This window comes from Massilia sp. BGA-UO-ETr-WB1, assembly GCF_059567845.1.
On record NZ_JCAQOT010000023.1, the window covers coordinates 60,574 to 79,638 of the forward strand.

Sequence of the window (19,065 nt, forward strand, 5' to 3'; positions counted from 1 at the left end):
AGAGCGCTAGAGTGATTGCGGCACGCCGGTCAGCTTGTCCGGATTGCGCACCACGTAGATGCCGGCAATGCTGCCGTCCACGATGAGGAAGGCCTGCGCCGATTCCAGCTTGCCGCCGATATAGCGCAGCAGGCCCGGCTCGCCGTTCAGCATGGCCATGCGGTATTCCACCTGGCCGGGATACTTGTCCAGCGTGCGGCTGAACAGCCGCGCCACCGCGCCGATGCCGTGGATGATGCGCGGGAAGGACGGCACTTTGCCGCCGCCGTCGCTCACCAGTTCCACGTTGGCCGCCAGCAGTGCCTGGATGGCGGCGGCCTGGCCGGTGCGCGCGGCGTCGAGGAATTTGTTGAGCAGGCTGCGGTGCGCCTCCCGGTCCACGCCGAAGCGCTTCCTGTCCTGCTGCACCCGTTCCTGCGCGCGGTGCACCATCTGGCGGCAGGCCGCTTCGCTCTTGCCCAGCAGGTCGGCCACTTCGCTGTAGTCGTAGTCGAACACCTGGCGCAGCAGGAAGGCGGCGCGCTCTTCCGGCGACAGGCGTTCCAGCACCCACAGGAAGGCCACGCCCAGTTCGCCCGCCATTTCGGCCTGCGACTCGGGCGTCTGTTCGTCCACCTCCACCAGCGGTTCCGGCAGCCACCAGCCGGCATAGGATTCGCGCTCGGCCTTGGCCGCGCGCAGACGGTCGATCGACAGGCGGGTGACGATGGTCACCAGCCACGCTTCCGTCGACTGCAGGCCGGCCTGCTCGCTGCCGTCCCAGCGCAGCCACGCGTCCTGCACCACGTCCTCGGCGTCGGCGCGCACGCCCAGCATGCGGTAGGCAATGGCGAACAGGCGCGGACGCAGCCTGGAAAAGGCGAGCGCGGAATCGGCGGCGGGGTTGGCGGCGGCGGGGTCGGTGGCGGCGGCGTTGGGCATGGCGGCGGTCAGGGAAACGGGTGAAAATGAATAGTATGCACCAGCGGCGACATATACGTTTTGCGGTGGCGATGCACGTCGGACATCATCGATAAAAATACCGGATGTGGCTGTTTACGTGGCAATTCTTGGCAGTGCATCCTAAGCTGATAGTTGCTTAGGGCGGCAGGAGGCGTTATGCAGGCAAAAGAGCTGGCTTTGCAATACGATTTGATCGGACGCCTGTACGATGCTGTCCTGCATGAAGACCATTGGCCTGGCGTGTGTGCCGATCTTGCCGTCGCTTTCGGCGCCAACAACGCGGCGGCGCTGCTGCAGCCGGCCGGCGGCGGCAGCGTGCTGGCCGGCGCGGACGAGGGCTGGCTGAGCACCTTTCTTCCCCATCTGGAGCGCGCCCTGCAAATGCGCAGGCGCCTGGCCCACAACGACCTGGCGGAGCACTGCAGCGTGGCCGCGCTGGACGCGCTGGCCACGGCGGTGGTGCTGCTCGACGCGGAGCTGACGGTGCTGTACGCGAACGGCGCGGCCGGCCGGGTGTTCGGCGCCGAATCGCCGTTGCAGCTGCGCGGCGCGCGCCTGTCGCAGACCGCCTCGCGCGGCGCGCACACGCTGGCCCACATGGTGCGGCGCGCGGTGCGCTGCCTGGAACCGGGCGCCCTGAGCGGCCCGGCGCAGGCGCCGCAGTCGCTCTGCCTGCCGCGCGGCGGCCACCTGCCGCTGACCCTGTCGGTCGCGCCGTTCATGCTGGCCGCAGGGGGCGCGGCAGCCGGCATGGGAGGGCGGCCCTGCGCCATCGTCATGGCGCGCGACCCGGAAACGGTGACCGCGTCGGCCGAGGTGCTGCAGCAGCTGTTCGAGCTCACGCCGGCGGAGGCCGCGGTGAGCCGCGCGCTGGCGGCTGGCGCTTCGCTGGAAGACATCGCGGCGGCCACCGGCGTCACCGTGAACACGGTGAAGACCCATTTACACCGCGTATACGGCAAGACCTCGACGCGCCGGCAAGGCGAATTGATCGCCTTGATCCACGGTTCCACCGCCACCTTGCTGCCGCCTCATCCAGTTGGATGACGCCAGTCGCAGCGGGCCTGCCTACAATAAAATCCGACCTGCTGCACAAGGGCAGGCGGGGTTTAGTCCGGTTCTTAGTCCAGCAAAAAAGGGATGGTGATTATCATGAAAAAATTAATACTGGCTGCATTATTGGGAGCGGCATCCATGGGCGCGGCGTGGCTGCCGGCAAGTGCTCAGACCACGCAGCAGGAGGGCACGGTAACCATCCCGGCGCCTCAGTTGAGGATAGAAGCGCCGACGCGCCGCCACTTCATGGACGAGGCGGAATTCAGCGCCTTCAAGGGCGGCTATGACCTGTCGAACGGGCAGGTGCTGGTGCTGAAGCGTGTGGGCACTCGCATGTATGCCCAGGTGGGCGAGATGGGGCTGCACCAGATCGTGGCCGTGTCGCGCAACACCTTTGTGGCGCTGGACCAGAAGCTGCAGGTGCGCATCGACATTGACCAGCGGGGCGACGTCGGCGGCGAACTGCTGATGGTGGTGCCCGGCAGCAGCGTGGCCGGGGCTGAGCCTGGCCAGGAACGGCTGCTACAGGTGGCGTTCCGCTAGCTTAGGCTGAGCGCTGCTACTAAGTAACTACAGCCGAGTAATTACAGCTGCTGCGCGTCGAAGGTGTTGCAGCGCGCGGTGTCGCCGCTTTCGATGCCGCGCTTGAACCAGCGCACGCGCTGCTCCGAGCTGCCGTGCGTGAACGAGTCCGGCACCACGTGGCCCTGGGACTGGCGCTGCAGCGCGTCGTCGCCGATGGCGGTGGCGGCGTTGAGCGCCGTTTCCACGTCGCCCTGTTCCAGGATGCTGCGCGCCCGGTTGGCGTGGTAGGCCCACACGCCTGCGAAACAGTCCGCCTGCAATTCCAGCCGCACCGACAGCGCATTGCCCTGGCGTTCCGAGACGCGGCGGCGCTGCTGGTCCACCTTGTCCGAAATGCCGCTCAGGTGCTGCACGTGGTGGCCCACCTCGTGCGCGATGACGTAGGCTTGCGCAAACTCGCCGTTGACCTTGAAGCGCTCCTGCATCAGCTGGTAAAAGCTCAGGTCGATATAGATTTTCTGGTCGGCGGGGCAATAGAAGGGGCCGACGGCGGACTGCCCGGTGCCGCAGGCGGTTTGCGTGCTGCCGGTGAACAGCCTGAGCTTGGGCTTGACGTAGCTGCCGCCCTTGGCGCGGAACAGTTCGGTCCACACGTCTTCGGTGTCGGCCAGCACCACCGAGACGAACTTGCCTTGCCGGTCGGACGGGGGCGCCGTGGGTTCCTGGCTTTGCTGCTGCACCGGGACCGGCGCGCCGCCGCCGCTGAGCAGACTCAGCATGGTGAGCGGATTGACCCCGAACACGTAGGAGCCGATCAGCGCCAGCACCACGGTGCCGATGCCGATCGAACGGCCGCCCAGGCCGAAGCCTCCGCCGCCACCGCCCGATCCGCGGTGGTCTTCAACGTTGTCGCTTTCGCGGTTGCCTTCCCATTTCATGGCGCGCTCCTGTCCTGCAGTCTTGTCAATATGGAGTCACTATACGCTGACTATCCGGTTGCGGCCGGCGCGCTTGGCGCGGTACAGTGCGTCGTCCGCACGCTTGAGCGCGTCTTCGGCGTGGGCGTCGCCGGCAAGAAATTCGCTCAGGCCGCCGCTGATGGTGCCGCCGCCGCCGATGGCGCCCAGCCGCAGCAAGGCTTCGGCCACGCGCAGGCGCAGGCGCTCGGCGATGGGGGCGGCCTGCTCGCGGGTGGTGTGGGGCATCAGCACCACGAACTCGTCGCCGCCGAGGCGGGCCGGGAAGTCGGTGCTGCGCAATTCGTCGCGGCAGACATCGGCGGCGGCGCGAATGGCCTTGTCGCCGAACAGGTGGCCGAACTGGTCGTTGATGCTCTTAAAGTGGTCGATATCGAAGATCAGCAACGCGGTCGGCGTGCCGTAGCGCATGAACACCTGATAATGTTCGGCCAGCGACCCCATCAGCTTGCGCCGGTTGTACAGGCCGGACAGCTCGTCGCTTTCGCTGTGCAGCCGCAGCTGCGCCTCGAGCTGGTGGCGTGCCGTGATATTGCTGGCCACCCACAGCACCGCGTCCTCGCCGTCGACCTGGAAGTCCAGCGCCTGCACCCGGCCTTCGAACCAGCTGGCCTTGAGCTGCGCCTTGCCGTCCATGCCCAGGAGGTCGCCGCTGTCCAGGCCGTACTCGACCACGTGCAGGCTGCGCGTGGCCAGCGCCTTGTGGATCTCGGCCAGGAACCACTCGGCCTTGGCCGGCACCAGCAATTCGGTCATGGTTTTTCCGGCCAGGAAGCCGATCTCGTTGTAATAGCGCACGTCCGCGCCGCCGAAAATGGCCGCGTAGCGGCCGCTGCGGGTCAGGAGAAAAGCCGGGTCGGGCAAGGCTTTGAGGACGGAAGCGATCTGTTCGCCCGACAGTACGGTCATGTACGGCATGGAAAATCCGGATGGTGTGGTCAATTTTGTGCAGCGCCGCAACGGTAGCAGAGCCGTGGTTAATAGGCAAGCCGGGGCCCAGGCAAGCTGGCGCCGGTTCCGCTTCAGTCCGCATAACATGGCGCTCATCCCTACATACGGAGGTTGCCCATGTGGACTTCATTGAAACGCGTGCTGTGCGGTTTCCTGCTGGCCTGTGCCGGCGCTGCTTCCGGTGCGCTGGCCGGCACCTTGGGCGACCGCGTGTCGCTGCAGTATTTCTATCCCGACCTGGACACGCCCACGCGCAGCTTTGCCGCCCAACTGGTCGATGGCAATGGCGCGCTGTTCAGCAACGTGGCAGGGGTGTTCGACCTGACCGTGACGGGCACCCAGGTGATCGCCAGCAATTTCAATACCGACGCCGTGTGGCTGAACGGCGCCTTCAACGGTTTCGTGCTGACCAATCTGGACCACAGCTGGCAGCCCTTCGCCGCGCTGGGGCGGCAGACCAATATGGCGGGCTTCTCGCCGGCCAATGTCTCCATCAGCGGCAACGCCGCGTATGTGAATTGGCAGGGCCTGTCCTTCGACGAGAACACGCAGGTGGTGCTCTACCTGAGCGCCGTGCCGGAACCGGCCGCCTACGCCATGTTGCTGGCGGGCGGCGTGGTGCTGCTGCTGGCGAGGCGCCGCAGCCTCAGGCGGCCGTAAGCAGCCAATCAGGCCGGGTAGACCGGCGTGTCGGCCAGCGCGCCGGCCACCGTCATCCATGGGCGGATGCGCCAGTGCGTCACCAGGCCGTTGGCCACGTAGGGATCGGCCGCGACGAACGCCTCCACCACGGCGGGCGAATCCGCCTTGAACCACAGCATGGCGCCATCGACCGGGTCGGCCAGCACGCCGCCCAGCTGAAACTCGCCGCGCGCGTGGGAATCCCAGGCCAGCTTCAGGTGCGCGTCGCGGAACTGCGCGCGGCGTTCCATATAGTCGGCCGCGTAGTCGTAAAACAATACGTAGTGCATAGATCCCCGCTGAATTCGGCTAGAGCTTTCCATGATAGCACTGCAACAAGAAGCATGTTTCCGAGGCAAGTGAGTGACCATTTTCCCCAATATTGACGCATTTCGCATGAGTGCACACTCACCTGAAAAATTCGTCTTTTCTTGATTTTTATTGCTGTGCGGATACTTTTTCTTGGTATGTTACTGGCTGTAAGCCTTCATCAGTAACATTGACCGCCAAGGGAGAGCCGCATGCCGAACCGAATTTCCAAGAAGATTGCCGCCGCTGCGCTGGCGGCACTGACGCTGGGAACCATGGCGCTGCCGGACAGCGCGCTGGCGCAAACCGCCGCCAAGCGCTCCAACCAGGCGCAACCGGCCAAGCCGGCGCTTCCGCCACTGAACTTGCCGGCCCACAGCAACGGCGAGCAGGCGATCAGCCGGCTGGGCGGCAACCTGCAGGCCGTGGCCGCGCACTACGGCAAATCGGCCGACGCGCTGCGCGCGCAGTTCCGCAACGACCGTTCGGCCTGGCTCGACAAGACCGGCCGCATGTATTTCGTCGAGCTGGGATTGACAGCCTCGCCGTCCGACGTGGCCCAGAGCGGCGCCATCTATCCGGCCGACCAGACTTTCCTGCTGCATTCCCGCAAAAGCTCCAAGCGCAAGATCTACCTCGACTTCAACGGCCACACCACCACCGGCACCGCCTGGAACACCAGCTACGGCCTGAGCACCATCATCAGCCCGGCCTTCGACCTGGACGGCCTGCCGGGTACCTTCAGCAGCACCGAACTGGCCATGATCCAGAACATCTGGCGCCGCGTGGCCGAGGACTATGCGGCCTTCGACGTCGACGTCACCACCGAGGAGCCGCCGGCCGACCAGATGTCGCGCACCTCCCTGGCGGACGACACCTACGGCACCCGCGCGCTGATCACCAGGAACTTCACGGCCGGCACCACCAAGGGCGACTGTGGCTGCGGCGGCTTTGCCTATGTCGGCGTGTTCGACGCCACTAGCGAAGCCAACAAGCCGGCCTTCATCTTCCAGGACAAGCTGGGCAACGGCGAGAAAAACATCGCCGAAGCGACCTCGCACGAAGTGGGCCACAACCTGGGCCTGTCGCACGACGGCACCAGCACGGTCGGCTACTATTCGGGCCACGGCAGCGGCGCCACCGGCTGGGCGCCCATCATGGGCGTGGGCTACAACAAGGAGCTGGTCCAGTTCAGCAAGGGCGAATACCTGAACGCCAACAACGGCGAGGACGATTACCTGGTGATGCAGAACAACGGCGTGATGTTCGCCGCCGACGATTTCGGCAACGGCATCGCCACCGCCGCCACCTTGACGCCCACCGCCGTCAGCGGCATGAACACCTACGACATCCTGGGCGTGATGGAAAACCCGGCCGACGTCGACGTGTTCCGCTTTAACGCCGGCGCCGGCATCGTCACCATCGACGCCAAGCCGTTCGAGCGCGGCCCCAACCTGGACATCCTGATACAGCTGCGCGACGCGGCAGGCAACCTGCTGGCGGAGGCCAATCCGGCCGCCGCGCTGACCGCCTCCGTGTCCTTCAACCTGCCGGCCGCCGGCACCTATTATGTGAGCGTGGAGGGCATGGGCCTGGGCGATCCGCTGGGCACCGGCTACAGCGCCTACGGCAGCGTGGGCCGCTACGTGGTGGCCATGTCGGCGCCGCTGGCGTCGGGCGGCGCGCCGGTGGCCGTCATCGGCGCCAGCGCCACTTCCGGCCCGGCGCCGCTGAACGTGTCCTTCTCCGGCGCCGGCTCCACCGACGCCGCCGGCATCGTCAGCTACGAATGGAACTTCGGCGACGGCACCCCGCTGGCCAGCGGGGTGACCGCCAGCCACGTGTACAACGTGGGCGGCAGCTATACCGCTTCGCTGAAAGTAACCAATAGCGCCGGCTTCAGCGGCAGCAGCACGGTGGTGGTCACCGCCACCACGGTGCAGCCGAAGATTTACGCCAGCGGCATTACGATGGCGCTGGCGGCGCCGAACCGCCAGCAGGCGTATGCGCAGGCCAAGGTCACCGTCAAGGACGCCAGCGGCAAGGTGATCCCGAACGCCACCGTGAGCGGCAGCTGGAGCGGCATCGTCAGCGGCGCGGCATCGGCGGTGACGGACGCCGGCGGCGTGGCGACCGTCAATTCGGTCTCCAGCAAGAAAACCGGCACCTTCAAGTTCACCGTCAACGGCATCAGCGCCGCCGGTTACAGCTACGACGCCAGCCTGAATGTCATGAGCAGCAATTCGATTTCGCGCTAGCAGGCCTCTAGTCTGGAATCAGAGTAGCTTGGCCTGCTTCAGGTATTTCTCAACATCCCTGTAGCTGGGATCGCCGCCTGCGTAGCGCACCAGATTGCGCGCGGTCTTGAGCCATTCCAGCGTCGAGGGCTGGCATGCATCGAGTGCGTAGTTGAAGTCGGCCGCATTGATTGGACGTACCGGATGTCCTGCAATGATGGCGTGGATCGCGCTCTCTTTGGCGAAGTCGATCAGGCCGTCGATGTCGGCGCCTGAAAACTGTGCGGTGGCTTCAGCCAGTGCTTGCGTATCGATGCCCTCGGCCGGCACGTCGCGCAGTTTGATGTCGATGATATGGCGGCGCGCTTCGAGGTCCGGCGGCGGCACAAAGACCTGGCGCGAGAAGCGGCCGGGCCGTTTCATCGCGGCGTCCACATCCCAGGGCATATTGGTTGCGCCGAGGAAGAGCACATCCCGATTGGTGCGCTCGATGCCATCCAATTGCGCCAGGAATTCATTGACGATGGTGCGGCTATGTTCGCTGTGCGCTTTTGAGCGCGAAAAGGCCAGCGCGTCGAGCTCATCGAAAAACAATACGCAAGGCTTTTGCGAGCGGGCTTTGTCGAACAGCTGGGCTAGATTGCGTTCGCTTTCTCCCATCCACATATTGAGCACATCGCTGATGCCGACTGACAGGAAGCACGCATTGCATTCGCTGGCGATGGCGCGCGCGATCATGGTCTTGCCGCAGCCCGGAGGGCCATACAGCAAGATGCCGCCGCCGGCATCCTTCTTGAAACGTGCGAACAGCGAAGGACGCAGGAAGGGCTCGATGATGTGCATGCGCAGCGACTTTTTCAGCGCTTCCATGCCGCCAATATCATTGAATCGCACCGCGTGTTCGGGCTCGGATTTGAGCGCGACCACTTTGTCCATGCCGGCAACAAGAGACAGTGCCGGCGTACCGGCGGGGCGGGCGGCGGCCGATAGCTGTTCGAGGGCCGGGTCGGCGGCAAAGCCATCTTCCTGGCGCGCCCGTGCATAGGTGCTCAGGGCCTCGCCGGACCTGCCCAGTGCGTGCAAGGCGCGCGCCATGCCGACCAGGGCCGTCGCGCTGCCTTGCTGGCGCGTGGACAGTTCAAATTGTTGTAGCGCTGCCGCCGGTTCCGATGCGGCCAGCAGCATGCCGGCGTAGTCGAGGCGGAGCGCAGTATTAAAAGGATCGCCCAGCAGGGCCTGTTCAAGTTCTTCGCGGGAGATAGGCATGGCGATGGTGGCGGCAATTAAAGGCCGGCGCGGCGTTTGAGCCAACGCCTGAGCAATGGCGGATAAATCCAGGAATAGGCGCAATAGGCGAGCATGGCCGTGGCGGCGGGGCCAGCCACCTGCGGTGCGTGGGCGCGGAGCAGGTTGTACAGCAGTATCCAGCCGCCCCAGATTGCGATGGTCGCTGCCGTGCCCCAGCGGTTGAATGGCCACAGGGGAACCACGCTCCAGTGGCAGAGCGCTTCGATTTCAACCACCAGGGCCAGTACTTCGCGGGAATCTGGCCGTGCCTTCAAGAGCTCGACTGCGATCCGCTTTGCTGACCAGTAGCGGCCACGATTGATCAGGTGGACGATCACCAGCCGTGCGGTGGTGATGTTTTCAGGATGCTTTAACATCAGCGCGGCAAGGCTCTCGCGTTCATCGCCTTTGCGGCCGTCGATCAGGTCGCCGATCATGGTCGCCGCCAGCGCGCCTTCATCTTCGGGATCAAGGCGCAACGCTTCGTGCGCCAGGGCCTTGGCTTTGTCGATCTGCTGCGTGCGGAACATCAGCATCGCGTAGCGCGAGTACATCGTTGACGATTCCGGATAGTCCCGCAGCAGGTCGAGCAGGACAGCTTCGGCCTGGGGCAAATCCTCGCGCGCTTCATGCACGCCAACCAGCAGGTAGCGGCCGTTGAGGTGTTCGGGCGAACGGACTAGCAGTTGCTGCAGCGTGTGCAGGGCTGCATCATAGTCGTCACGAAGGTAGTCGAGCGTGGCGGCCGCGTGCAGCAGCTCGCCGTCGTCCGGGAAGCTGCCAAGCGCTTCGCCCAGCAGTGTGCTCGCTTGCTCAAAGCGGCGGCGCTCGATCAGGCCGTCGATGCGGATGTGGTAGTCGTGTGCCGACAATGCGATCGTGTCGTTCATGGGTGGACGGCGTAAGCGATGCCAATGCTGAGGATGTAGCCTGCGACCGCGCAGGCGATGGCCGCGATCCAGGGAGAAGGCCTGTCGTTGAACAGCTCAACCGAGCGGTGTTCCTTGCGGTGCATCAGATAGAAGCAGATCCAGAGCACGACGGCCAGGATGCGCGAAGCGCCGCGTATCGATGAGCCATTGCCCATTTGCGCGTTGATCCACGACAGTGCAGCAGGGGGCGGCTGCATGAAGGCAGCATGGAACAGCGCGGCCACGGCGGCCAGCGCAAGGACATAAGCTGCCGCGTCGGCCATACGCTTGAGGCGGATCGAATTGAGGGCGCTGTAAAGTATCAGCGGCAGCGGCCCCAGGAAGAAGCCGAGCAAAAAGCTGGATCGAGGCGAATACAGCGCGGGTGACGGCCGGCTGGCCGTCAGCGATGGGCGCAACAGATGTTCTGTCATGGTGGCGGGCCAGCCAGCTATTTGCGCTGGCAAGATCGTTGAAATCAGGCAATTGTATACTATGCAAGACTGTTGGGATACCGGCATGAAACACAAAAGGCTTGCGCTCCGGGCGGATAAGCGTGGTTGCCGTGTTTTGGTGAAATTTGAGGTGGCTCTTGCAGTGCAAGTTTCCCTCGCTTCACGATGGTTGCCGGAACGCTGCTTGTTGCCTGTGTTTTAACGGAAAATAAATGAAGTAAATAAGCTTCATAATTAAAAGCCGATGATATTTTCTCTGGAACAAATAGTTTTATTAATGCGGGTATATTGCGATACTCCATAAACTGATCTGGAAGGTGTCGCGTGGCTTATACTTTTAATCCGATAGTAAAACAAGTGGCATGGGCTGCTTTAATATTGTGCAGCCAGGCTGCGCAGGCCGCACAGCGTGTGGAGGTGCAAACCCAGCTGTCCAAGTCCGCTGCGGCGGAAACGCTGGCCGAACGCGCCGGGCTCGCTCCCGATGAGCTGAAAGCAGCGCGCAGCCAGCGCTATGCCAGCGGGCTGGTGGTGACGCGCCACCAGCAGTTTTACCAGGGCGTGCCCGTGTGGGACGCGTTTGTGGTGGATCACGGCAACACCGAAAGAAAGCATGGCCCGGCCGTGCTGGGCTCGGTGCTGCATAAGATCGCGGAGGATTTGCCCAGCGCGCGCCCGGCTTTCTCCGCCGACGACGCCTTGCAGCAGGCAAAATCCAGTATTCAGCAATTTAATACCAAGGGCGACGAAGCCAAGCTGTTCGTCAAGACCGGCGACGACGGGGTGGCCAAGCTGGTTTACCTGGTTTCTTTCCTGGCGCAGGACGGCAAAAAGCTGACCCGGCCGCATTTCTTTATCGACGCCAATCTGGGCACCGTGCTGGAACAGTGGGATGGATTGACGACCGCGTCGGCCACCGGACCGGGCGGCAATCTGAAAACCGGCCAGTATTTGTATGGCACCAACAGGCCGGCGCTGGACGTGGCATCCGATTGCGCCATGAATAACCTGAATGTTATTACCGTGAATCTCGAGGGGGCGGCGGCGGATGCGGTTAATACCACGCCTTATAAGTTCACCTGCCCCAACAATATTTATAAAAATATAAATGGCGGCTACGCGCCGCTGAATGACGTGCATGCGCATGCCACCGCGACATACCGCATGTATATGGCGTACTTCAGCTTCCCGCCGGTGCCGACGCCGATGATCGCCCGCGCCCATGCCGGGCAAAGCTACGAGAACGCGGTGTGGACCGGCACCAGCGCCAATTTCGGCGATGGCGCAAGCACGTTCTATCCGCTGGTGTCCCTGGACGTGGTGGCGCACGAATTCAGCCACGGGTTCACCTCCGCGCACTCAGGCCTGGTCTACACCATCACCCAGTCCGGCGGCATGAACGAAGCGTTCTCGGATATGGCGGGCGAAGCGGCCGAGTATTACCTCAACGGCAGCAATGATTTCCTGGTCGGCCAGCAGATCACCAAGACCTTGCCCTACCTGCGCAATATGGGTAGTCCCACGCTGGACGGTATTTCGCTGGAGCACGCATTCTATTTCGCCGGCCAGAATCCGCACTACAGCAGCGGCGTTTACAACAAGGCCTTCCAGAAGCTGGCGACCACGCCGGGCTGGAACACGCGCAAGGCGTTCGAGGTGATGGTGGATGCCAACCGCCTGTACTGGGGGCCGAACAGCAAGTTCGACGACGGTGTGTGCGGCGTGCAGAACGCGGCCAGCAACCGGGGCTACGCGGTGGCCGACGTGACTGCGGCGTTCAATACCGTCGGTGCATATTGCAATTTTGTCTATCAGCCGGTGGTGCAACAGCTGTACTTCGCACAACTCGGCCGTCCTGCCGACCCGGCGGGGCAGGCGAGTTTCGCCAATGCGCTGCAGTCTCTGGGCGCGCTCACCTATCTGGCCGGGCTGGAATTCAGCTACACGCAGAACTTCACCGGCATTCGGGGACTGATCGATTCGCTCGGCAGCAGCGGGGAATCGCTGGCGCTGTATCCCACCGCGCAGGCGCTGGTGACCGGCGTGTTCGCCAATGTCGCGAACCGGGCGCCGACGGCCAGCGAGCAGACCTACTGGGTCGACAAGCTCAACAGCGGCGCCATCACGCGCGGCTTCGCGTCACTGTCCATCGCGCGCACGCTGTTCGAGACGGTGGGGGCGGACAAAGAAGCGTTGCGCCGCAAGAGCGTCGTGGCGCTGTACTTCACCACGGCGGTGGACACCGGCGCCGAGATCGCGGCGTATAGCGGCAGCGCTGCGGCGGCAAAGGCGCGCACCATGCTGTCCGGCGTGAACGCAAGCACCAATGTGGCCACCTATCAGGCCACTGCCAATGCCGCCCTGGCCAGCATCGTCGCCGGCAACTAATCCAGGCGAAAAAAAAGGTTGCGTGCCGAAGCATGCAACCTTTTTTCTGACTTGCTGAATTCGTGGTAGGCCGTGCGGGATTCGAACCTGCGACCAACGGATTAAAAGTCCGCTGCTCTACCAGCTGAGCTAACGACCCGAAAGAGGCAGCATTATAGGGCGGCTGGCGCGTTTCGGCAAGCCCGGATTTTTATTCCCCGATTTCGTCCGGCACGTCCAGCCAGGCGATGCGGCCGCCGCCGGTTTCGCTCAGGCGCGCCATCAGCGCCACGGCGGCGCTGTCCTGCAGGCTGAAGTCGAAGCGCACCAGGTCGGCGTGCTGCACTTGGTCCAGGCGCGCTTCGGCCAGTTCGATCTCGCGCCGCATCAAGCCTTCCAGCGCGTACGGCACTTCGCAGCGCAGCGCGCGCAGTTTGACGATGGCCACTTTCTCGGCGCCCAGCAGCGCCTGCGCCACGCTGTCGGTATAGGCGCGCACCAGGCCGCCCGCGCCCAGCTTCACGCCGCCGAAGTAGCGCACCACCGTAGCCAGCACGCCTTCCAGGTCCTGGTGGCGCAGCACGTCCAGCATGGGCCGGCCGGCGGTGCCGCTCGGTTCGCCGTCGTCGACGGCGGCCGACTGGCCGCCCGCCAGCAGCGACCAGCAAACGTGCGCCGCGCCCGGGTGCTCGGCCCATAATGCCGCCACCGCCTTCTGCGCGGAGGCGCGGTCCGCCATCGGCTGCACGCAGGCGATGAAGCGGCTTTTCTTGATGATCAACTCGTGGTGGACGGCGGTGGTGATGGTCTGCGGCATGGCGCGATTGTACAGCCTTGCTATACTCGCCTTCAACTTAACCTAGCGGCCAGACGCAGCGAAATTTATGACCAGCATCACCGAAGAACAAGACCTTGGCGACGACGATCTCCTGTGCCAGCAACTCGGCCTGCCCGCCAAAGGCGTGAGCCTGGTGAAGATGGAGGGGCGCGTCTTCCTGCGCATCGCCGGCGAGGTGCAGGCCGAGGGCCTGACCGTGCCGTACCAGCTGGTGCCCGCGCAGGGCGTGCTGGCCAAGCCGTCCAAGTGGCGCAAGATGGACCCCGAGGCGCGCAGCGCGCTGCTGCGCGAGCGCAGCAGCGACAAGGCGATCCGGGAACTGCACGATCACGTGACCGGCTTTGTGCACGAGATGGCGGCCGCCGCAGAGGATTACGACCTGGACGCGATGAGCTTTCTGCACACGCTGGCCGACATGCAGACCTCTTCGCTGGCGGGCGACGTGTTCGACCGTATCCGCCAGCGCCTGGACCACGCCATCGAGCGCCAGACGGAGGAGCGCTACGCAGAGCGCACCAAGCAAAGCATCAACCTGGCCGAGTACCCGGATTCGTTCGAGGTGGCCAGCCGCCTGCCGCGCCGTTTCATCGCGCTGCTGGGACCGACCAATTCCGGCAAGACGCACCGCGCCATCGAAGCGCTGGCGAAGGCGCCGAGCGGCATCTACCTGGCGCCGCTGCGCCTGCTGGCGCTGGAGAACTACGAGCGCCTGCAGGCGTTCAAGCAGCATGGCAAGCCGCTGGCGGTGAGCCTGGTGACGGGCGAGGAGCGCCGCCTGGCCGAAGGCGCCACGCACGTGGCCAGCACGGTGGAGATGCTGGACACGCGCACGCCGGTGGACGTGGCGGTGATCGACGAGATCCAGATGCTGGCGGACCGCGACCGTGGCGCCGCCTGGACCGCCGCCGTGTGCGGCGCGCCGGCGCGCACGGTGTACCTGGTGGGTGCGCCCGAAGCGCGGCGCGCCATCGAGGCGCTGGCCGAGCGGCTGGAATGTCCGCTGGAGGTGCATGTGTTGAAGCGCAAGGCGCCGCTGACGATGGAGCACACCTCGGTGCGCAAAGTGCGCAACCTGCGCAGGGGCGACGCGGTGATCGCCTTCTCGCGCCGCGAAGTGCTGATGTGGCGCGACATGGTGACCGAGGCCGGGCTGTCGGTGGCCACAGTGTACGGCAACCTGTCGCCGGAAGTGCGGCGCGCACAGGCGCAGCGTTTCCGCGAAGGGCAGGCCGACGTGGTGGTGGGCACGGATGCGATTGCGATGGGCTTGAACATGCCGATCTCGCGCATCGTGATGACCACCAGTGTGAAGTACAACGGCTACGAGGAAGAGGAAATCTCGGCCGCGCTGGCGCGCCAGATCGCGGGCCGGGCGGGGCGCTACGGCATCCACGAGGAAGGCCTGGTGGCGGGCTTCGACGACGATACGCACCAGGTGATGCGCGCGCTGCTGAAGGAAAAGCTGGCGCCGCTGAACACCAGCGGCTTCTCGGTGGCGCCCACGCTGGAGCATCTGCACCGCATCGCCTCGGTCACCAGCGAGACTTCGCTGTCCAAGCTGCTCAAGCGCTTCGTGCACAACATCGACGTGCCGGACGGCTTCTTCTATCCGCGCATCACGGAAGACCAGACCAGCCGCGCGGAGTGGCTGGACAGCCTGCCGCTGTCGGTGGCGGACAAGTTCACGCTGTCGCTGGTGCCGGTATCGAGCAAGGTGGTGTCCTTGCAGCGCGCCTGGGAGCACTGGGCCATGTCACTCTCGCGCGGCAAGGCCACGCGCCTGAAGACGGACGACTACGCGCTGTCCTATCTGTCGCTGCAGGAGGTGGAGGACACCTGCCGCCTGTATTCCGCCTACGCCTGGCTGGGCTACCGGCGGCCCGAGTTCTTCCCCGATATCGAGCTGGCGCAGGAACTGTCGCGCCACGCGTCCGAGCGCGTGGACTCGATATTGCAGGAGCAGAACGCCGTCAACCGCAAGCGCAATCCGAAGCGCTTCCGCTGATGGCGCCGCTCCCGCTGATTGCGCCGGCCCCTGCGCTCAGGGCCGCTCCAGCGTCACGCTCATCAGGCCGATCACGCTGTCGTTGCTGAGCGTGCGCAGGGTCAGGCTGAGCAAGGGCCGCTTCGGGTCGAGGCCGATGGCCAGCGCGGTAGCGGCGCCGCCCGGCACCGCTTTGCCGCTGCTCTGCAGCCGCACTGCGCCGGTCTTCAGGTCCACGCGCGGCGGCACGGGCTGCGGGCGGTTGAACTGGTAATCGTCGATGAAGTAGTCCTGCTCGATAGGCCACCAGTTGACCGGGTTGTGCAGCGCCAGGCGCGCCGTGCCGCCGTCCGCGTAGCGCACCACCACTTCGCCGTTGTCGATGCGGCTCTGCATGAAGTTGGTGGAGCCGGCCATCAGCAGCCAGGCCTGGCGGGCGTTGCCCGCGAGCGGAATGTCGATTGACCTGGGGTAGTTGTCCCATTGCGAGGTGAAGGCGATGTTGCGTGCCTGCGGTTCTGACGGCGTGGCGAAGCCGACGCCGTTGGGCATGCGCACCTTGCCGCCGTTGGCCGCCGCCGCTGCGCGCAGGCCGCTGTCGTCGATTTCCGCCGTCGCGTTGACGTGCCCGGCCCACGCGCCGATGCCTTGCGCGGGCAGCGACAGCGAAACATGGGGCGAGCGCGGCGACTGGTATTTGCCGGGCTTGAAGATTTCACTCACCCGGTCGTTGAAGTAGGGCTCAAGCGGGATGGCCTCCAGCGTTGCGCCGCTCTTGTCGGCGCTCCAGTCGGTTGCCGGCGGCGGTGCTGCCGTCGCCGGCGCGCGGCCTTGCGGAGGCGCCGCCACCGCCACGGGCTGGCCGGCCCACTCGATGACGATGGCCGTCTCGCGAGCCATGGGCGTCTGGATCAGCAGCGCGGGCGGGCCGATGGCGGCGCGGTCGGCTTGCCATTTGGCGGGCGCGCCGTTGACGGTGATGCGCTGCACGCGCTGGTAAGGAGCCGGGATGCGCAGCGTGAGGTGCTGGAAGCGCTGCCGCGCCGGCGCTGCGTCCTTAGGCTGGGTGAGCGTCCAGCGCTCCGTCCTGCCGTTGCGCGCGAAGTCCACGCCAAGGTCCGGGTGCGCCAGGCGCGCGCGGTCCCATGCCGCCGGGAAGCCGGGCCGCACGGTCAGCGTGCCGGCCAGCGCGTCCGGCGCAATGCCGAACAGCCCTTCCACGATGGCGCGCGACATCACGCCCGCGCCGTCGGCAAAGTCGCGCTGGGATTCTCGGCGGTAGGCGTCCAGGTAGTTCATGCTGCCCACGTTGCCGGGCGAGATGCCCATGTACATGCTGGCCAGCAGCGCGCTCTTGGCCAGCAGGAAAGCGTCCTCGGCGCGGCCCGCCTGCCACAGCGCCAGCGCCGTGTGCAGGTTCTCGCCCATCACCACGTTGTTGATGGACCAGGAGTAGGGCATCCAGTTGGTGGTCGGCAGCACGTAGTAGGCCGCGTCGGACGGCACGCCGGGCCCGCTGACGGGAATCGGCTTCAGGTGCCGCTTGAGCGCGGCCGCCATGCGCGACGCTTCCTGCGGCGTGGGCACGCCCGAGTCGATGGTGTGATAAAAGGTCCACAGGCCATAGCTGGGGTGCAGCAGCTGCCCGCCCAGCAGGTCTTTGTACTCGGCGAACGCGCCCGCTTCGGGCATCCACAGATAGGTGCGCATGGCTTGCGCGATCAGGTCCGCTTCGCGCTGGTAGGGCTGCGGGTCCTTGCCAAGCAGGCGGGCGATGCGCGCCGCGCTGCGGTTGGCGTAGACGTTGTAGGCCGACGCGTGGCTGGCGCCGCCGCCGTTGTAATACAGGTCGTCGCTGGCCCAGATGTTGGCGTAGGCTTCGTATAGCGGCAGCTTGCCGGGGCCGAACTCGCGCCGGAACAAGCGCCGCTCCCACGCCAGGTGGCGCTCGATCACCGGCCACGCGCTGCGGGCGTATTCCAGGTCGCCGGTCCACAGCAGATGCCGGAACAGCGCGTCCATGAAGACCATGTTCATGTCGTAGTGCGAGTTGGAGAGGTCGCCATTGGAATGCAGGCCGGCTTCGTTGCGCGCCAGGTTGGAGACGGTGTCGGCAGCCGGCAACGCATCGGGGATGGGCTGGGTGTTCTGGCGCGGCGTCCATGCGTCCAGGTTAAGGCGCGCGCGGCCGTGCCAGCCCAGCGCGTCCAGCGCATACGGGCCGCGCCAGCCCAGCAGCTTGGTGCGCCAGGCGATGGCGCCGTGCATGATGGCCTGGTCGCCCTCGTCCCACAGGGCGTCGGCGGCCACCCCGAGCGCGCCCATGGCGGCGTTCAGGTAGGGGTCGGGCGTGTCGATGCTGACGGTGCGGCGCAGCGCGTCGAAGTGCTGCTGGGTTTCCGCGAACAGTGTGGGTAACTGCTCCCGCGTATACAAGGGGGCGAGCGGGACGGCCTTCCGGGCGCGCGCGGCGGGCTTGCCGGCCGTGACGGCCTTGTACTGGTCGAGATCCAGCGCCGGGGCGCCGCCCGGCAGGCGCTGCAGCGACAGCAGCAGCGGCGCGCCGTTCGGCAGCGCCACCCGGCCCACCACGATGGGGGCGGACGTCCCTGCCGCCTCCGCTGCGGGCGCTTCGAGCAGCGCGGACAGCGCATTCCACTGCGCGCCGTCGGCAATGCGCAGCGTGCTCCCTTCCGGCGCCACGCAGGCGATGTCGGCCACGCGGCTGCTCAGCGTAAAGCCTTCCGCGCCGAGCGAGATCCGGTTGCCGCCGGCGTAGGCGGGCTGAAACTGGAAGTATTCGCTGATGGGCACCTTTTCGGTGCCGATGTCGCCATCGCGCGCGCCGCGCGTGCCGTTCACGCCGCCGTATGCCCATACCAGCTCCGCGCCCGGCGCCAGCCCCAGCGCCTCGGTCCGCACGATCAGCCCCTCGGTGCGCGCGTACGCCAGCACCGCCACGCTGAGCACCGCGCCGGAACCGAGGGCCGGATCGCGGATTTCATAGCGCAATTCGCCGGGCCGGTAGCGCGTGGTGATCCGGGCCGCCTGGTGCAGCCATAGCGCGCCGGCCGGGGTGCGCACGGCCAGGCGCAGATTGCCGCCCCGGCCGGGCAGGTAGAGCAGGAACTCGGGCTTGTCGCCGCCGTCGGCGCGGAAGGCGGTGTTGCCGCCATAGAGCGGACGGTTGAAGAACTCGGCGCCGTTGTCGATGACGAAGTCCTGCCCGTCGGGCCGGTAGCGCAAGGCTTGCTGCATGCGTCCTTCCAGGTTGGGCCGCAGCCCGGCGGTGGCGGAAGGCGCAGCGCCGGCGGCGGTGGCCGTGGCGGCGGCCTGCGCCAGCATGGCGGCGGCCAGCGCGCGGCGGGCAAAGCTGTTCATCGTGTCCCCAGTAGTGGATACGGCGGAGATGATAGCGGTAGCCGGTGCGGCTGTGCCGGCGGGGCGGATCATCTTCGTGATTGTTCGCGCAGCGGCCTGCGCCGCAAACCAGGCCCGGATTCGTGCAGTTCATCCCCGCGAATGCGCCGTCCATCCCAATCCGC

15 protein-coding genes and 1 tRNA gene are annotated in these 19,065 nt (G+C 65.8%); 6 read left to right on the forward strand and 10 right to left on the reverse strand.

Translation table 11 applies throughout. The annotated features are described in order from the left end of the window. Positions 1-6 precede the first annotated feature (6 nt). Positions 7-921 (reverse strand): RNA polymerase sigma-70 factor, encoded by a 915-nt coding sequence (locus AC56DV_RS08715; RefSeq protein WP_496313911.1) that lies wholly within the window; start codon positions 919-921, stop codon positions 7-9. 177 nt (positions 922-1,098) lie between these two features. Between AC56DV_RS08715 and AC56DV_RS08720 the strand changes: the two genes are divergently transcribed. Together AC56DV_RS08720 and AC56DV_RS08725 are read left to right on the forward strand one after the other, a co-directional pair. After that, entirely contained in the window at positions 1,099-1,989 is an 891-nt protein-coding gene (locus AC56DV_RS08720; protein WP_496313912.1) for a helix-turn-helix transcriptional regulator, read from the forward strand. Between the two features lie 105 nt (positions 1,990-2,094). Further along, positions 2,095-2,541, forward strand: a complete 447-nt coding sequence (locus AC56DV_RS08725) for a hypothetical protein (RefSeq protein ID WP_496313913.1) — start codon at positions 2,095-2,097, stop codon at positions 2,539-2,541. A gap of 41 nt (positions 2,542-2,582) precedes the next feature. Here AC56DV_RS08725 and ypfJ read toward each other — a convergent pair whose 3' ends face one another. Both ypfJ and AC56DV_RS08735 read right to left on the reverse strand, forming a co-directional pair. Then, positions 2,583-3,461: a KPN_02809 family neutral zinc metallopeptidase gene (gene ypfJ, locus AC56DV_RS08730; RefSeq protein WP_496313914.1), complete on the reverse strand. Its 879-nt coding sequence runs from the start codon at positions 3,459-3,461 to the stop codon at positions 2,583-2,585. A gap of 39 nt (positions 3,462-3,500) precedes the next feature. Continuing rightward, complete coding sequence (locus AC56DV_RS08735) at positions 3,501-4,418, reverse strand: GGDEF domain-containing protein (RefSeq protein ID WP_496313915.1); 918 nt, start codon at positions 4,416-4,418, stop codon at positions 3,501-3,503. 150 nt (positions 4,419-4,568) lie between these two features. On the opposite strand from AC56DV_RS08735, the gene AC56DV_RS08740 reads away from it, so the two are divergent. Next, complete coding sequence (locus tag AC56DV_RS08740) at positions 4,569-5,111, forward strand: PEP-CTERM sorting domain-containing protein (protein WP_496313916.1); 543 nt, start codon at positions 4,569-4,571, stop codon at positions 5,109-5,111. 8 nt (positions 5,112-5,119) lie between these two features. On the opposite strand, the gene AC56DV_RS08745 is transcribed toward AC56DV_RS08740, so the two are convergent. After that, positions 5,120-5,422, reverse strand: a complete 303-nt coding sequence (locus AC56DV_RS08745) for a YciI-like protein (RefSeq protein WP_496313917.1) — start codon at positions 5,420-5,422, stop codon at positions 5,120-5,122. Between the two features lie 231 nt (positions 5,423-5,653). Here AC56DV_RS08745 and AC56DV_RS08750 point away from each other — a divergent pair, with 231 nt between their 5' ends. Further along, a complete protein-coding gene (locus tag AC56DV_RS08750) occupies positions 5,654-7,699 on the forward strand; it encodes a PKD domain-containing protein (RefSeq protein ID WP_496313918.1) in 2,046 nt (681 codons plus the stop codon). A gap of 18 nt (positions 7,700-7,717) precedes the next feature. Here AC56DV_RS08750 and AC56DV_RS08755 read toward each other — a convergent pair whose 3' ends face one another. From AC56DV_RS08755 to AC56DV_RS08765, 3 genes are read right to left on the reverse strand one after another with little or no spacing between them, the layout of a single operon-like run. Then, positions 7,718-9,028, reverse strand: a complete 1,311-nt coding sequence (locus AC56DV_RS08755) for an AAA family ATPase (RefSeq protein ID WP_496313919.1) — start codon at positions 9,026-9,028, stop codon at positions 7,718-7,720. Beyond that, entirely contained in the window at positions 8,962-9,855 is an 894-nt protein-coding gene (locus AC56DV_RS08760; protein ID WP_496313920.1) for a tetratricopeptide repeat protein, read from the reverse strand. The genes AC56DV_RS08755 and AC56DV_RS08760 overlap by 67 nt, the downstream gene beginning before the upstream one ends. After that, positions 9,852-10,310 (reverse strand): hypothetical protein, encoded by a 459-nt coding sequence (locus AC56DV_RS08765; protein ID WP_496313921.1) that lies wholly within the window; start codon positions 10,308-10,310, stop codon positions 9,852-9,854. Before AC56DV_RS08765 ends, AC56DV_RS08760 begins: the two co-directional genes overlap by 4 nt. A gap of 432 nt (positions 10,311-10,742) precedes the next feature. On the opposite strand from AC56DV_RS08765, the gene AC56DV_RS08770 reads away from it, so the two are divergent. Next, positions 10,743-12,719 carry a M4 family metallopeptidase gene (locus AC56DV_RS08770; protein WP_496313922.1) on the forward strand — a complete coding sequence of 659 codons (1,977 nt, stop codon included), beginning with the start codon at positions 10,743-10,745 and terminating at the stop codon, positions 12,717-12,719. A 63-nt stretch (positions 12,720-12,782) separates the two neighbouring features. Here the strand turns inward: AC56DV_RS08770 and AC56DV_RS08775 are convergent. After that, positions 12,783-12,858: transfer RNA gene (locus tag AC56DV_RS08775), tRNA-Lys, on the reverse strand. Between the two features lie 51 nt (positions 12,859-12,909). Then, positions 12,910-13,515 (reverse strand): IMPACT family protein, encoded by a 606-nt coding sequence (locus AC56DV_RS08780; protein WP_496313923.1) that lies wholly within the window; start codon positions 13,513-13,515, stop codon positions 12,910-12,912. A gap of 67 nt (positions 13,516-13,582) precedes the next feature. On the opposite strand from AC56DV_RS08780, the gene AC56DV_RS08785 reads away from it, so the two are divergent. Beyond that, entirely contained in the window at positions 13,583-15,541 is a 1,959-nt protein-coding gene (locus AC56DV_RS08785) for a helicase-related protein (RefSeq protein ID WP_496313924.1), read from the forward strand. Between the two features lie 36 nt (positions 15,542-15,577). On the opposite strand, the gene AC56DV_RS08790 is transcribed toward AC56DV_RS08785, so the two are convergent. After that, a complete protein-coding gene (locus AC56DV_RS08790; RefSeq protein ID WP_496313925.1) occupies positions 15,578-18,901 on the reverse strand; it encodes a DUF4450 domain-containing protein in 3,324 nt (1,107 codons plus the stop codon). Positions 18,902-19,065: the final 164 nt, after the last annotated feature.